We start from the raw sequence: 15,377 nt of genomic DNA, 5'->3' as shown, positions 1-15,377 counted from the left end.
GCCGCCGTGACCTCGGACTGGCAATCACCGAAGCTGGCGTTGAACGCCACGGCCGACGCACTGTCGAGGATTTCCCGCGGTCTGTACGCCGACCACTACAACGGACTCGTCACCAAGGGAAAGTTCCTTCTTCCGCGCGTCCGCCGTCGCTGCCTCTGACGCTGCCGGGGCGCAGTCAGTACTGACGTCGGAGTCCGGCACAGGCGAAGGATCGCCTTCTCGCGCGTCAGGTTCAGCGGTGGGATCTTCCGTGCCCTGATCTTCCGTGTCGGCAGCCGCTTCTTCGGTCGCGGCGACTTCGGCGGTCTCGTAGCTCTGGTCGTCGTCGCGCAACGTCCACGCGACGGGGACCGACTGGTCCTTGCCTGTAGTCCGGGTCACCAGTCCCTCAGCGGCCCAGCGGGACAGGAGTTTCGACGCCGTGGAGCGTCCGACTCCGGCCGCGCTGGCGAGGGCCGTGGTTGTCGCGCCGGGATTGGCTTCCAGCGCACGTCGTACCTTCGGCTCCGCGGTTTCGGGCTGGGCGTCGGTCGATGAGGTGTTCTTGGTTTCGGGCATGACAAACTCCGGTTCGGGAGAAGCGGTGGATGGTCATGCCCCGGCCGGGGCGTTCGCCCGCCGGTGCGCAATCCGGTAGCTCGGGCTACATGTCTATGGACGCTCCGTGTACCGCTTCATGTCAAGCGTTCGTCCAAACAAGACACATGTATTGCCCAGATGTGCTTCCGTCTGCTGTGCTTTGTGGTCGGCTTGGTTGCGCCGACATTGTCGTCACCGGCGTGGCGGTAGGGCTTCACCTTCACGGCTTGCCCGAAGTCCGGCGCGTCGATCATGTTGCCGCGCCGATGTTGAGCCCGACGTGTTGAATGTGCCCGGCGGTGGCGTAGAAGACGAGGTCGCTCGGCTGGAGCGGCGCGTCGGCGGCGGGCACGCGGGTCCGGCGGCGTGCTGCTCGCGTGACGTCGGCGGCAACGAGATGCCGGCAGCGCCGCAAGGAGCTAGAAGGGCATGTTCCAAGACGTGCCGACGAGTCCGACCGAGTTCTCGATCCCCGGCTCGCCCGACCGCGCATCCAATCGCGGACCAGTCGATGTCGTAGTCCGCCTATAGCGCTGGAGTTATTACATGTCGTCCGGTGAAATTTCGGTGGTTTGCTCGGCTGGCGCCCCTGGTGCCGCTGCGGGACTAGTTTTTCGCGTACCTACTCGCTCTCGCTGGAAGTGAGTTGTGCAGACCAAATAGATCGACGCCAAGACCACCAGGCAACCGACAATCCACCCCAGGTAGCCAAAGAACGTTCTTCCGTCTGTTCTTAGAACGGGCTTGAAGGACAGGGCGAGTGCTAGCGCGCCTACGCCGGGGAATGCGAGAAGGAGAGGGAAAACCCACGTAACGAGGCGATCTTCTGGCGGATTTTTGTCCAACCATTGTTCCCAGCCAAGGCCGAGATTTTTAGTGTTAAGCTTCGTGGTGATGTACTTAGCCGCTCTGCTTACGGCACTTCTTTGCGCCATGAATCGACCGAGTGTAATGTAGGACAGCAGTGGGATTGCAAGCAGTAGTCCCGATGCGGCAGTACGCCCCAAGACGTACGCAAAGATTGCACTGGCGGAAGTCAGTTGGAAAATAAGAAGTTGAAGCATATTTCTATCCCGCAGAAGGATTTCCGCTCGCAATGCGGTAAACTCAGCGAGTGGTCCACTGTGTGCAACCGTGGAATCTTCTGTGTCATCGTCCTGTGGCGATTGTGGGCCGGTCATGGCCATGGCGACATCACCTACAAAATGTAGACCTCGACAGGTCGCTGGGAAAGTCTCGTGCTGTTGCAATCGATCTACGGAATGGTTGCGTTACCGACTTGGTTGGACTTCACCCGATGGAGGGAGGGTGCATGTGAAGCGATCGAATTCGGACATTGGCTCGACTGTTCCAGTGGCAGCGGAGGTTTGAGCAACGCCGGGCGGTTGTATCGCGCGAATCGGTGAGGCAGATTCGCTTTGGCGCACTAGAGAGTTAGTGCTTGGCGGTTGGCCTGGTAGCGCCGAGGTAGTCGTCTCCGGGATACCGGTATGCCTCCACCTGGACGGGCTTGCCGAAGTCGGGGGCGTCGATCATGTTGCCGCCGCCGATGTACAGCCCGACGTGGTGGACACGACCAGCTGTCGCGTAGAAGACGAGGTCGCCGGGCACAAGCGGCGCGCCGGCGGGCACGCGCGGTCCGGCCGCGTACTGCTCGCGTGACGTCCGCGGCAACGAGATGCCGGCAGCACCGTAGGCGGCTCGGGTCAGACCGCTGCAGTCGAAGCCGGCGTCACCGTCCTCGGGACCGTTGCCGCCCCAGACGTAAGGCAGCCCTCGTTGCCCGCAGGCGTAGTTGATGGCGGTGAGCGCGGCGGACGTCGGCGCGGTGATGGAGCCGCAGTCCCCGCCGCCGGTGTGCTCGCAGGTCACTCCCGCGACCGCGGCCACGATGGCTTCGGCGTCCGCCTGGTGCTGGCCGTAGGCATCGGGTGTCCCAGAGCGCTGGACGGCCTGGGCGGCGTCGTTGAGGCTCATCTGCTGCCATCCGGGGACGGTCTGCAGATGCCGGTAGAACTGCGTCGCCGCGTAGGTGGAGTCCATGATCTGCTGGGGCGTGCCCCAACCTTGGGACGGGCGTTGCTGGAAGAGGCCCAGGCTGTCCCGGTCGCCGTGGTCGACGTTGCGCAGCGTGGATTCCTGGATGGCGACGGCGATCGCGATGACCCACCCGGGCTCGGGGACCTGCAGCTGCTTGCCGACCGAGGTGATGATCGCCGCGTTGGCGAGCTGGTCGGCCCCGTAGCCGGGCACTCCGTCGGAGGTTGCGCCGGCGGGCGCGCAGGTCGTGCTTCCGGTGCCGGTGAGCGAGGTGACGACGGCTTGCGGCACGGCGCTGAGCAGCACCGGGAGCATCGCGAGCACGACGGCGACGCCGACCGCGATCTTCGATCCCATGACGCACTCCTCGCGTGATCAGGCCCCGGGCCGACGAGTGCGGTTGGGTGTGGCGTCCGGCGGCACCGGAGACGGCGTCGGCAGCCGGTAGGCGACGGCTTGGCCGGACGTCGGGCCGCTCGCGTCGTCGGGGCCGGAGGACGCGGCCGGCGCGAGGGCCGGCCAGGCATGCGTCAGTTCGCTGAGCCCGCGCCTCGGCGACGTAGCCCGATTCGATGACCTCGCGTTGAGCGGGAGCCAGACCTCGTCGGCCGGGCTCGGGCACGCCGTGCTCGGCTCGAGGAGGTCGGCCGGCGCGGTGGCGACGGGGACGTCGGCGCTCTGGTCGAGGTCGGCGTGGATCCGGGCGAGTGCGGTGCGGGCGCTGGCTTCGCGGCGGCTGGTCGGTAGCCAGAAGAGGACCGGGGTGGCGATGCCGGTGGAGTCGGCGAGCCGGGCGTAGGCGAGCAGCTTGCGGGCGAGTTTGCTCAGCGACTCGCTGCCGGTGTCGTATTCGAGGAAGAACTCGAGTTCGCCAGTCGGGCTGGTCCAGCGGCCGTAGGCGTCGGGGATGACGAGGTCGCCGAAGTGGCGGGCGCAGCGGGCCTCTGACCACCAGGCCGTGACCCCCTCACCATCTCGGACAGGGTCACGGCGTCGGCTGCGGGCGATGAGGGAGGTGAAGAAGTCGCCGACGCCGACGGTGTGGGCGAGGCGCTGGTTGTGGGCGATCGCCATCGCGCGGTCGTGCCGGTAGCCGAGGTCCTTGACCTCCAAGCCGTGCTCGGCGGCCAGCACAGCGGCGCCGGCGGGCCCGAGGACGTAGTGCATCGGCGCCGAGCCGAGCTGGCGGAAGGGCTGGAATCGGCTGACTGCCCGCCAGAGATACAGCTCGCGCAGACGCTGACGGGTCGAGCGACCGGAGGGGAACGCGGCGTCCTGGATCTGGGCGGAGGTCAGGACGCGGTGCTCGAAGAGCAGGGCCAGCAGCCATTTGTCCCGGGCGGTGAGGCGGGCCGCGAGCGCCGCCTGGTGCTCGACGGAGCCGGCCGCGCGTGCGGCCACCCGACCGGGGAGGTGCTGGCGAAGCTGGTGCTGGCGTGTCGTCGTGGTGATCAAGGGGCCTCCGAACTGGACGTCACAGGTGGGCGCGGCGCGGGTCGGTCTTGCGGTCTCGCGTCGGCCGGCTCGGCGGAGCCGCGGCGCCGGCGGGCCTCGACGGCGAAGGCCTGCTCTTGCGGAGGGCAGCGCGGATCTCCTTGGCGCGGCCGGGAACGGCGGGGCGCATCGGGGTGGTGGTCATGGTGAACGGCTCCGTCTCGGCGCCGTGGGCGACGAGCCGGGCAGCGACGTGGTAAACGCCGAGATGGGCGAGGTCGTGTTCGGACAGCCGCGGAGCGGTGTGCCGGGCAAGCTCGCGGGCGTCCTCGGGAGAGGCGTTGAAGAAGATCTTCGACCTCGCGTTGGTGGAGATGCCCTCCTTCAGCTCGCGGGGGAGCTGGCCGAGGTGCTGGTGCGCGAGCGTCATCGCGAGCCGGAAGCCGCGGGCCTCGGCGAGCATGTCCTCGATCGGATAAGGCAGGTTGAGGAAGTTGTGGCACTCGTCGATGACCAGCGACGCGTCGGGTCGGTCGCGCTGGGGGACTCGGGCGCGACCTGTGGTGGCTTGCCAGGTGCGCGCGACGACCAGGGATCCGACGAGCCGGGTCGTCTCGTCCCCGAGCGAACCTTTGGGGATCCGGACCAGGCAGATGCCGCCCTCGTTGAGGACGTGATTCATGTCGACGGTGGATCGGCCGCCGGCGATCGCGTCTTTGACGAACGGGCGCAGCAGGAAGGCGCGGAGCTTGTTCATCAGCGGGGAGATGACCTGGCTGCGGCTGGACTCGGTGAGCTCGTCGTACCACTCCCAGAACCCCGCCAGGACCGGATCGGTCAACCCGCCGGTGATCCGCGCCCGGAACGCCTCGCTGGTCAAGAGCTTGGGCAGGTCGGCGAGGGTGGGCACGCCGTCCTGGGCGCGCAGGGTCAGGCAGGCAGCGCGCATGAGGTCGTCGGTGCGCGGACCCCAGAACGCGGAGTAGACGCGACGGAACACCGAGACGAGGTTGTCGACCTCACGGTCGGTCTCCCCGCCTTCCAGCGGGTTGAGACACGGCGGGCGTTGCCGAGAATCGGCGTCGAAGAGCACGACCCGCTCCGCGGCCTGGCGGGGTAGCCGAGAGAGGACGTCGGTGACGAGGTCGCCCTTGGGGTCGACGAGCACGACGCCGCGGCCGGCATCGGCGTCGTCGAGGATCAGATTCCCGAGCAGCGTCGACTTTCCCGACCCGGTAGCGCCAAGCACGTGCAGGTGATGACGGGCATCCGGCACGCGCAACCCGATCGGCCGCGCGTGGCCGGTGTCGGCGACGCCGAGCGGTTTGACCTCCGGGCCGGGGACGGCGATGTCCGGTGGCGGGGCGACGGCTTTGGCGCCGGCCCGCTCGATGCCGGGGATCTCCGCGTCGACCGGTAGGTGCGCGATCGCCGCGAGCTCGGGGACGGAGAGCAGATCGCCGCGGTCGAGGCGCCGCGAGGCGAGAGCCTGGGCGGGGTGGTGAAGGCGGCTTCGGGTGTAGTGGTTGTGCTCGGTGTAGGCGGCGAAGCTGGCGGCCAGGGCGTGGGCACGACCGCGCGCGGTGTCCCGAGCCCGCCGCACCTCGGGTTCGGGGGCATCGGCTGGCAGGTGGGTGGTGACGGCGTAGCGGACGACGGTCTCGTACTGGGAGCCGCGCTGCTTGCCGACGATCGCCCGGTTCTGCGCGGAATACTCCAGCGACAGCTGCGGATTCTGGCTGATCCGGCGGGCATCGCGCGTTCGCGCGGGTCGGGTCACCGCGCCACCGGGCGTGATCAGGTCCAGGATGCGGCCGCCGAGCCGGCCGGACGCGCCGGCGTGCACGCGCCGGGCGGCACGCCGCGCCCGGCCCACCCGCCGGCCGGTCACCGGCCGGGCGAGAACCTGCACGCTGGCGTACTCGTCGCGGCCGAGGCCGACCGGCGCGCCCAGCAACCCACGGATCAGGTCGGCGTCGAACCCGGTCCGGATCGGCAGCGCCTCGGTACGGGCGAGCCTCAGCTGGCCGCCCACCGTGACGGCCCGTACGTCTTTGGGCTCGGGCAGCGGGGCGTCGGCGGGGACGGCGCGGGTGTGCGTGCCGGGCCACGCGGCTTCGATTGCGCGCTCGACCAGACCCGGCGGGATCACGCCCGGAACCCACAACCGCAGGGTGACGCCGCGCTCGGAGAACCGGTACTCCCAGGCTAGGTGCGGCTGACCGGTCAACCATCGCCGCCAGCTCGGCCGCAGCAGACCGACGAGGTTGGCCCACAGCAGCGCACCGCCGGCGGGATCGACGGTGGGCGGCGCGAGCACGGTGACGCACCGCGCGTCGGCGAGCAGCGCGGCATGGCACCAGGCGCGCCACCAACGCCGGCTGACGGACAGGCCCGCGGTCACGATGGCCAACACCGGAAGGGCGATCGGACCCCAGCGCACCGCCACCTCGAGGACGTCCGCGAGCAGCTGGTGCACCGCGCTCCACGGATCGGTCAGGTAGCCGCCGATCCATCCCTGGTGCAGGATCACGAGTCGACCTCCGTGCCGACCGGGCCGAGGTCGACGACCTCGTCCACCGCGGGGTCGCCGAAGTCCTGGGCGATCTCGGCGAGTTCGGCGGGATCGGTCGTGACGAGGACGTTCTCGGTCGGCGAGGCGAGCGCCTGGAAGGCGACCCACTCGGTGCCGGACCCGAGTAGGCCTTGGCCGCGGTCGGCGGTGAGCAGGAACTGGCGCTGGCCTTCGGACAGGTTGAACGTCGCCGCGATCTGGTCGATCGCCTGCGGGGACTGGCGCAGCAGCACGCTGGTGGCGGCGTTGGCCACGATCGCTCGGCCGAGTTCGCTGTGCAGGACGTCGTCGATGTCCTGGGTGGCGACCGTGAGCCCGGCCCAGTGTTTCCGGAAGGTCTTGGACATCCGGTAAAGGAACTTTGCGCCGTCGGCGGACTGCATCAGCAGCCACGCCTCGTCGACGACCACCAGCCGCCGGCGCCGGTCGGCCGGGTTGGACACCCGGCGCCAGATCGCGTCGAGGGTCAGCAGGGTGCCGATAGCCTTGAGCTCGTCGGGCAGGTCCCGCAGGGAGAACACGACGAGGTGGCCGTCGGGCGCGGTGGTGGTCGGGCCGGAGAAGAGGTCGGCGAAGGCGCCGTCGACGAACGGGTGCAGCCGTGCCGCGAGGTCTCCGGCCGTGGAGTCGCCGCCAGCCGCCAGGACGTCCCGCAGGTCCCGCATCAACGGCGCTGGCCGCGTCCAGGTGCGAGGGTCGGTGGTGATGCCGGCGTTCGCGTAGGTCGTCGTGAGGGCGGTGTCGAGGACGGCGCGTTCGCCGGCGGTCAGCTCGGCGCCGAGGCACACCGCGAGCACGGTCTGCAGGAACAGCGCCCGCCGGGTCAGCGCGTCCTGTGGCGCGGTCCGGCGTCCGGCCGCGGTGACGTGGATCGGCAGGTCGAAGGGATTGAGCCGGACACCGCCGGCACCGAGGTGAACGTAAGCGCCGCCCACCTGCGCGGCGAGGCGGGCGTATTCGTCTTCGGGGTCGACGACGAACGCCTGGATGTCCCGGTACAGGCTGCGCAGGGTCTCCAGCTTGACCAGGTAGGACTTGCCCGAGCCGGACCGGCCGAGGACGACGGCGTTGTGGTTGTCGCAGGCGAACCGGTCCCAGTGCACAAGCCCTTGGGAGCCGACGTTGTAGCCGTAAAGCACACCGCTCGGCACGGACGAGGTCGGATCGACCGCGGGCAGGTCCGGTGATGTGAACGGAAACGCGGCGGACGCAGCGGCAGTGTCGAACGTCCTCTTCAGACCGAGCGAGTCCAGCCCGAGCGGCAACGTGGTGACCCAGCCCTGCAACGACCGGTACGTGGCCGGTTTGGCGTCCAGCAGCAACGACGCGCACAACGACCGCAGCGCCGACACCTCCTCGGCGAGCGACTCCTCGTCGGGTGCGTGGATGGTCAGGTAGAGGCCGAACTTGAACAGGCGGCCTTCGCCGCGGGCGATCCGCCGCGACAGGTCGGCGGCGTCGTCGGCGGCCGCGTCCAGATCGGGGTCGTCGAGCTGGTCGTGCCGGGCATGGTGGCGCCGCGAGGACTCCAGCCGGGCCCGCTGCTTCTTCAACCCACTGGCCGCGGTGACCGGATCGACCGGCTGGACGTGCACGGAGACGTCGAGCCGAGCCGGGTAGGTCAGCAACGGCGCGAGCCAGCCCGGGTAGACCTCCTGCGGGTAGCCGGTAACCCCGAACGAGGCCACCCATTCGTTGCCGACTTCAAGGTGACGGTTGCCGATCGACAACGCGTCCGGCGTGAACGCCTCGGCTGTCGAGCTGCGGTGCTGCGTCCTGGACATCGCGGTCACCGGGCTTCGTCGTCGTAGAGGTCGGCGCTCGATACGGCGGTGACGATGTCGCCGGCGCCCGCGAGCGTCGCGGAGGGCGGGAGGAAGGTGTCGGGGTTGCATGCCGCGGCCAGCACCCCGGTGGCGGTAGCGGCGTCCAGCGCGGTGACGGCGATCCCGGCCGCGGTGAGCAACTCGACCGCCTCGGTGAGGCGCCGGACGAGCCGCTGCTCGGCGGCCTGGCGCGCGGCCGGATCGATCGCGCGGGGTGTCGGGTCGCGTCGCAGACGTCCCAGCGCCGAGCTGACGCTGCCACCGACGGCCGGACGGGTGGGTTCGCGCAGGACGAGCAGGACTTGGCGGCGCAGGAGGTCGGCGTGCTCGGTGAGCTGGGCGAGGTAGTCCGCGTGGTCGTGCGCCGCGGCTTCGAGCGCGGGGTGGGGGAGCCCGCCGGCTCGGGCACGCAGCTCGGCGATCTGCGGGCCGAGGTCGAGCCGCTCGGCCCGGACCAGGAACTGCACAGGCGCGGTCAGCGAGTGCAGGTAGCGGGCGAACGAGCCGACGAGGGCTTCCTGCTCGGCGGGTGTGCGCAGCGAGAAGTTGACCGTCGAGCAGGCGGCGATCACCGCCAGGCCATCAGGCCCCAGGTCCACGACGCCCGCGGCCGTCCCGCCGTCGACGCCCCGGGCGGGGAGTTCCAGCGGCGTCGGCGCCACGTCATCCCGCGAACGGCTGCTGGCGAGCCAGTCCGGAACCGGCTGCACGCCTTCGGGAGCCGACACCTGATGGCGCGGGGTGAACCGCTGCCGGACCGCGGCCACGAGGAGGCGATCGAGCGGGATACCGTCGCGGCGGCCGAGCGCGACCACCGTGACCGCCAACCCGACTGGCACCGCGAAGGCCAGGAACAGCGGCAGCGGGATGAAGGTGCGGGTGGCGTTGTAGAGGGCGTAGAGCAGTAAGCCGGTGACGCCGAGGATCGCCAGTTGCCGGGCGGTCAGCGGGCCGAGGACACGGTCGGGCCGGTCGACGTCGGCGGGAATGCGCACGGGATGGGACATGACGTCGCGACCTCACTTCGACTTCGGTCGGCGCCGCCGTGGCGGCAGGCTCAGCGGCAACGGCAGTTGCGTGCCGGTCGGGTTCCGCGTCGGCGCTGGTGGCGTGAGCGGAGTGGGTTTCGGCTGGCGACGGAGACCCAGCGGGAGCGGGTACTGCCCGGACACGAGCGGCCGGTTGCCGCTGAAGGCGTCCGGCGCGGCGCGGCGGCGAGCGCGGGCCGCGCGGTTGATCTGCCCGGACGGCGTGATCAGGCCGGGCCCGGTCTGCGGCGCCCGGTTGGTAAGGCCAGCGGCGTTGAGGTCGTCGGCGAGGCTGCGCCGAGCAGACCGCGCGGTCTGTGGCGGCAGGTGGATCGGCAGCATGCCTGGGCTCGGTGGGATCAGCGCGTTCGGCAGCTTCGCGGGCGGGCGGGCATTGCGGTTGATCCGCCCGTCGGGCATCAACAGCCCCGGTTGACGCGGCGGCCGAACAGGTACTGGGTGCGCGAGGTCGTCGGCCAGGGTGCGACGCGGCATCCGGTCGGGCTCGCGCCGCACGGTCATCGGCAACCCGAGTTGATCGGCCGGCAGCGCGTTCGGCAGGTCCTTCGGCGGCAACGCGCGTGGGTTGGCACGCAGAGCCGGTTTGCCGTCGCGCGTGTGTGAGGTGAACAACGACAGCTGGCCGGCAATCGGCGTCCTGTCGAGCGCGCCGGTCCTCGGCGGCTCGTCCCACCCACGGCGCGAGTTCCGCACTGAGCTGGTCGTGCGTCGCAGTCGCATGGGCAGCATGAACTGTCCCGATCGGGTCGCCGGCGGATCAGGTGGCGCACTTGGCCTGCCGGCGCGTGGGCGTCCAGCTGCGCGAGCGCCCCCGGCGGCGCCGGTGAGCAGACCCATGGTCTTGTAGGCGATCACGCCGCGCGCGATCCGCCCGAGCAGCGAGGGACGGCCGGAGCGCAACGGGGCGAGGAACCAGAACGGGATTTTGATCAGCACGTACATCAGCGCGATGCACAGCAGCAGGTTCATCAGCGACGAGAGCGACGGACCGAAGATGGTGAACCCGCCCGGTGCGAAGAACACCCGCACGGTGACAACGAGCGTCAACGACTGACCGACCTGGATGAACAGCACCCCGCCGGAGCCTTTCCACCAGAGGTAGGCGATGCCTTCGGTGTGGGGAAGGGCGTGGAACATCAGCACGATCGGCGCGGCGGCGACCAACAGGATCGTCACCATCACCCGCACCACGAAGACCACCAGCAGGACCAGCAGCATCGCCACCAGGACCAGCCCGAGAATCCCGAGGAAGATGCCGCCGCCGTGCAGGGAGCCCTGCACCATCGTGATCAAGCTGCGCGTCATCTGCGCCGGATCGACGCCCTCGCCGAGCACCGCGGCCGACAACGCGTTGGCGACCTGGATGCCCTTGGTCATCAGGAACAGCGAGAGCGTCCCGGCGAGAAAGCCCACGACGAGTCGCGGGGCGAGTTCTTTGACGGTGTAGCGGGCCTGCAGCGTCTGGTAGCCCATGATGATCAGCCCGGCCAGCAGCACGAGGACCACGTAGGCGGTGAGCAGGATGTGCCACGAGCCGACCCACACGGCGCCCAGACCGGGCAGCTGATCCGGTTCCGGGGTCGTCAGCAGCGTCTTGCCGAGCAGGTCCAGCAGCGGGTTCATCCCGGCGGCGACGACCGCGGCAAGCAGCGCGCTCGCGGCGACGACCATGCAGCCGGTGAGGTCGGTAAGTCCGCATTCCGCGGCGTCGCCGCCGGCCCCGTCCGGGGCCTCTGCCGGCGGTGGCGTGCTCGGCACGAGCGTGGACGGCTGCGGGATGCAGTTCGGACCCTGACACGGCGAGCTGGTGGCCGGCGCGCAGCCGGGATCCAACGCGCCGGGAAAGCACGACGGCGGAGTGGGCAGCGCGGTGATCGGCGGCAGGGGAGTCCCCGGAACCGGCGGGGCCGAGCTCGTGCTCGGAAGGTGGCATGCCGGTTCGGCAGAACTCGGCGCGCACCCCGGGTTGGGCGGCAACGGCAGCGGTGGCTGTGCTGGCTCGAGCTGGACTGTCGCTGTCTGCCGCGGACCTGCGGCGGCTGTGTTGGACGCGATGCCGCCGAGCACGGTAGCGAGCAACGTCGCCAAGACGGCGAGCCAGAGCAGACGGCGACGTGACGGCCGAACCGAATTTTCGGGGGTGACCATGCGACGTGAGGCGCGGGCGGACATCGTCACACCCCGCCGACGATCGTCTTGAGGATTTCGACGACCAGCGGCGCGAGGGCGGCGAGCCCGAACCCGATCCCGGCGGCCTTGAACGCGCCTTTCGCCTTCTCGATCTCGCCGGGGTCGTTGGACGCCATCAGGTAGCGCAGCCCGCCGATAGTCAGGAAGACGAGCGCGACGCCGGCGAGGATGCCCATGATCCACGAGCGGATGTTCGACAGGACCTGATCGACGGACTGGGCGAGCGCGACGTACTGCACAGTCTCCGCGTGCGCCGCGGAACCACCGAGCAACAGCGCGGCGACGGCCAGCGTGCACCCGAGCACCATGACCGAGCGCCGAGACGATCGCGCTGGAGAGGTCGGAGCTTTCAGCACAGAACCGGGGCCGCGGCAGCTTGTCACGCGAGCGGGAACTCGAGCCGTCGCGTGGTGTCCGGGCCGGTTCGGTGGCCGGCGGTCGGGTGTGCGGTGAGCGGGGCGGTGCGAGATCAGTCGCATGAGGACGCCTCCTGAATGGCGCCCGGTTCCGACGTGGACCGGGAGGGGCGAGGGCGGGCGGGCACTCGCGTCCCGCGGTCACCAACTCCGGATTTCGGCGGCCGGGGAGACACCGGACGCCGCGTCTTCTCGGGCTCGCAGGCGCCGGAGCGCCGCCTCTTCCGGCGCGTTCCCAGGTCGCTCTCGCTAAGGGTGCTGAGGTAATCGGCCAGCCTGCGCTCGGCGCGGTGCCGGGCCTGCTGCGTCGCCTTATACGTTTGGCCGCGGGCCTGTGCCGCGTCGGCCAGCGACAGCTCACCGAACCTCGTGTCGCCGATCAGCGCGGCGTCGGCGACGGTCAGGACACCGGCGTCGACGGCGGCGAGCAGAACAAAATCGGGGTGTCCGCCGGCGTGCTCCGGCCCGGGCGCGCGAGCGCCGAGGTCGGCGACCGGGGCCGCGGCGTCGAGCGCCTCCCGCAAGGCGCGGTGGCCGGCGCGGTAGGCGGCCCAGCGCAGCCGGACGAGGATCGCCGGCCGGGTGAGGTCGACGTCGGTGAGCGCTTCGAGGAAGCCGGTCAGCACTGCGGCGTGGATGTCGTGGGCCTCGCCGCGGAACCGGTTGGTCAGCTTGGCCGCGACCGGCAGCAGCACCGGGAGGGCCAGGCCGACGCACGCGACGGTCCACGTGCCGCCCTCGGCACGGGACCGTGTCACGAGTGCTGTCCACACCGCGTCCCGGGTCTGTTGTGGACATCCTTTCGCGACGGTTAGTCGGCCCACTTCGTCCAGCGGCACCAGTCGCGGCGGCAGCTCGGAAATTTGGCGGCCGTCGAGGGCAACCGGATGTGGTCCGGTGACCAGCCAGGCGAACGCGGTGCGGGCGGTATCGAACACGCCGAGCTCGCCACGCGGACGCGCTGGCGACGTGAAAGCGGGATGGTTCGGTGACGAGGGCTGGTCCATGACGGCACTCCTAACGAGCGGAAGATGACGTCGCCAGGAAGCCCGCCGGGGCGCCTCAAAACCGCTTCAAGCCCAGGTCAGAGACGTGACGAAGCCGCTTCAAAGCCGTTTCACGCCCGCACCTCGCCCTCGAATTTCGAGGGTGATCCGGCAGTAGACCTGCTCGGACTTCGCCACAGAGGTTTGTCCGCCGGGCGGAACACGGATTCGGCGCGACGGTGTCTCTTGCCGACCTCGTTCCCGGAGTTAGCCGGCGACCGCGCAGAAGCCGCCGACTCGATCGGTCGGTGACCCGCCTCCGGAGGTTCCGCTCGTGACTCGACGCCCAGTGACTTCGACCAACAGGCCATCCAATCGAGACGACTCGACCCGTCCACCGCGCACTCGGCCCGCCAACGGCATCCCGTACCCGGGTGCTCCCGATCCCGTCGGCACGAGCTCCCGCACTCGCCGCTCCCCGAAGAGGGTGGCCGCCACCCGAGAGCTGGCGCCGATTCCATCGACGGTGTGGACGATGGGGCCCGACCCGATCCACCCGGCAGCCACTTGGCCGGTGCCGATCATCGAGACCATCACGAGCAGCTTTTCGGCATCCGGCGCTCGAGTCCTGCTTGCGCCATGGCCGGCCGTAAGGCAGGCGGCGAGTCGCGGCGCCGGCGAACTGGATGCCGCGCTCGACGCCGTGCACGCGCTTGGTCGCTACCCCGCGATCAGGAAGCTCGGACAGCCGACCACGGACAAAGCGGCCATGAGCGACGAGGCGAACTCAACCTCGGTGCTGGCTGGCGAGCGCGTCGACTTGGTCATCACCTCGCTGCCACCGGATCGCGGAACCGACGGCTCGGCGGAGACGCTGGCGATCGCGGCAGCGCAGGCCCTCACCTTCGGCGGCATCCTCGCGGTCTACACCCACAGCGACTGGTCGACCGGCCGGTTGACCGACCCGTCAGGCCCGATGATCGCGGCCGCGCAAAACGCCGACCTGCTCTACCTCCAGCACATCGTCACCCTGCACACCGCCATCCGGAACGGTCGCCTGCAGCCACCCATCGGGACAGATCGAGTCGAACCGGCTCCCGGCGGCGGAGAACTCGCCGCGCCGATGACGCACGCGCGAGCGCACGGCGATGTCCTCGTCTTCGCCCAAGCCCACGCTGATGCCACGCAGCCCGAAGACCTCCGATGATCAGCGAACCGAAAGGCAGGTGCACCGCCATGGCCACCACGCAGCCGAACACCACGTCGTCCTCGGTCGACGAGCCGACCATGCCGCTGTCCCGCGCGTTCATCGACGCCCTCGACACCACCCCGCCCGCCGACGCGCCGACGGACTTCGGTGAGCTGCCGGTGTCGGTGTGGGCGACCGCGCAGACCTCGCCAGCCGCGCAGCGCAAGGGCCGGTACGTGCCGGAGTCCACCGCGCACCCGGCCAAAATGCTGCCCGCCGTCGCCGCGCACGCCATCGAGCACTACACGGAACCGGGGGAGGTGGTGCTGGACCCGATGTGCGGAATCGGCACCACGCTGGTCGAGGCAATCGACCTCGACCGCCGCGCGGTTGGCGTCGAGTACGAGCCACACTGGGTCGACATCGCCCGCGCGAACCTGCGCTTCGCCTGCAAACGGGGCTACGACCACGACGGCCAGGTCGTCCGCGGCGACGCACGCCAGCTCGAGACCCTGCTACCCGTCGAGTACGTCGGCCAGGTCGTGCTAGTGGTCACCTCGCCGCCGTACGGCCCGTCAGTACACGGCCTCGTCAGCACGAACCGGGAGGCTGGAGTCGACAAGGTCAGCAAGCGCCACTACCGCTACGGCAGCGCACTCGACCGCGGCAACCTCGCCAACATCGGACACCACCGCCTGCTGGCCGGCTTCACCCGCATCCTCACCGCCTGCGCCCACGTCCTGCGCCCAGGCGGCCACGTCGCGATCACGGTCCGACCGTGGCGCGAGCACGCCGAGCTGATCGACCTGCCCTCCCAGGTCATCGCCTGCGGCGCCGCAGCCGGCCTGGTCCCGGTCGAGCGATGCGTCGCCCTGCTCGCCCGTGTCGCTGACACCGAGCTGGTCGCACGCGGCAGCTTCTTCCAACGCGACTTCATCCGCAAGCAGCGCGACGCCGGCCTGCCGCTACACCTGATCGCGCACGAGGACGTCATCGTGTTCCGCAAAGCCGCTAGCCTGCTGGTCGACGATGCGTCTGCCTCGTCAGCCGAGTCGCCGGACGATGCGGCGCTGGGCAGGCGAACGGCATGATG

Annotated in this window: 12 protein-coding genes; 2 read left to right on the top strand and 10 right to left on the bottom strand. The window is 70.0% G+C overall.

Going from position 1 to position 15,377, the window contains the following annotated elements:
- Positions 1 to 24 precede the first annotated feature (24 nt).
- From AB0M93_RS24810 to AB0M93_RS24765, 10 genes are all read right to left on the bottom strand, one after another.
- A complete protein-coding gene (locus AB0M93_RS24810) occupies positions 25 to 558 on the bottom strand; it encodes a MarR family transcriptional regulator (protein WP_364276619.1) in 534 nt (177 codons plus the stop codon).
- A 563-nt stretch (positions 559 to 1,121) separates the two neighbouring features.
- Positions 1,122 to 1,766: a hypothetical protein gene (locus tag AB0M93_RS24805; RefSeq protein ID WP_364276617.1), complete on the bottom strand. Its 645-nt coding sequence runs from the start codon at positions 1,764 to 1,766 to the stop codon at positions 1,122 to 1,124.
- A 247-nt stretch (positions 1,767 to 2,013) separates the two neighbouring features.
- A complete protein-coding gene (locus AB0M93_RS24800) occupies positions 2,014 to 2,976 on the bottom strand; it encodes a C40 family peptidase (protein WP_364276615.1) in 963 nt (320 codons plus the stop codon).
- An 18-nt stretch (positions 2,977 to 2,994) separates the two neighbouring features.
- On the bottom strand, positions 2,995 to 4,074 hold the full coding sequence (locus tag AB0M93_RS24795; RefSeq protein ID WP_364276613.1) for a replication-relaxation family protein: 1,080 nt from the start codon (positions 4,072 to 4,074) through the stop codon (positions 2,995 to 2,997).
- 19 nt (positions 4,075 to 4,093) lie between these two features.
- Positions 4,094 to 6,583 carry a DUF87 domain-containing protein gene (locus AB0M93_RS24790; protein WP_364277065.1) on the bottom strand — a complete coding sequence of 830 codons (2,490 nt, stop codon included), beginning with the start codon at positions 6,581 to 6,583 and terminating at the stop codon, positions 4,094 to 4,096.
- Positions 6,583 to 8,412 carry an ATP-binding protein gene (locus AB0M93_RS24785; RefSeq protein WP_364276611.1) on the bottom strand — a complete coding sequence of 610 codons (1,830 nt, stop codon included), beginning with the start codon at positions 8,410 to 8,412 and terminating at the stop codon, positions 6,583 to 6,585. The genes AB0M93_RS24790 and AB0M93_RS24785 overlap by 1 nt, the downstream gene beginning before the upstream one ends.
- 5 nt (positions 8,413 to 8,417) lie before the next feature.
- On the bottom strand, positions 8,418 to 9,461 hold the full coding sequence (locus tag AB0M93_RS24780; protein WP_364276610.1) for a PrgI family protein: 1,044 nt from the start codon (positions 9,459 to 9,461) through the stop codon (positions 8,418 to 8,420).
- A 12-nt stretch (positions 9,462 to 9,473) separates the two neighbouring features.
- Positions 9,474 to 11,174, bottom strand: coding sequence for a hypothetical protein (locus AB0M93_RS24775; RefSeq protein WP_364276608.1), 1,701 nt, complete (start codon positions 11,172 to 11,174; stop codon positions 9,474 to 9,476).
- A 503-nt stretch (positions 11,175 to 11,677) separates the two neighbouring features.
- Positions 11,678 to 12,001: a pilin gene (locus tag AB0M93_RS24770; protein WP_364276606.1), complete on the bottom strand. Its 324-nt coding sequence runs from the start codon at positions 11,999 to 12,001 to the stop codon at positions 11,678 to 11,680.
- A 161-nt stretch (positions 12,002 to 12,162) separates the two neighbouring features.
- Positions 12,163 to 12,867 (bottom strand): sigma-70 family RNA polymerase sigma factor, encoded by a 705-nt coding sequence (locus tag AB0M93_RS24765; RefSeq protein ID WP_364276604.1) that lies wholly within the window; start codon positions 12,865 to 12,867, stop codon positions 12,163 to 12,165.
- Positions 12,868 to 13,669: 802 nt separating this feature from the next.
- Between AB0M93_RS24765 and AB0M93_RS24760 the strand changes: the two genes are divergently transcribed.
- Positions 13,670 to 14,302 (top strand): hypothetical protein, encoded by a 633-nt coding sequence (locus tag AB0M93_RS24760; protein ID WP_364276603.1) that lies wholly within the window; start codon positions 13,670 to 13,672, stop codon positions 14,300 to 14,302.
- A 29-nt stretch (positions 14,303 to 14,331) separates the two neighbouring features.
- Positions 14,332 to 15,375: a DNA methyltransferase gene (locus AB0M93_RS24755; RefSeq protein ID WP_364276601.1), complete on the top strand. Its 1,044-nt coding sequence runs from the start codon at positions 14,332 to 14,334 to the stop codon at positions 15,373 to 15,375.
- Positions 15,376 to 15,377: the final 2 nt, after the last annotated feature.

The organism is Amycolatopsis sp. NPDC051102 (assembly GCF_040682815.1).
GTDB lineage: Bacteria > Actinomycetota > Actinomycetes > Mycobacteriales > Pseudonocardiaceae > Amycolatopsis.
The sequence above is the reverse complement of the archived record's forward strand: the minus strand, read 5'-3'. Positions and strand labels throughout refer to the sequence as shown.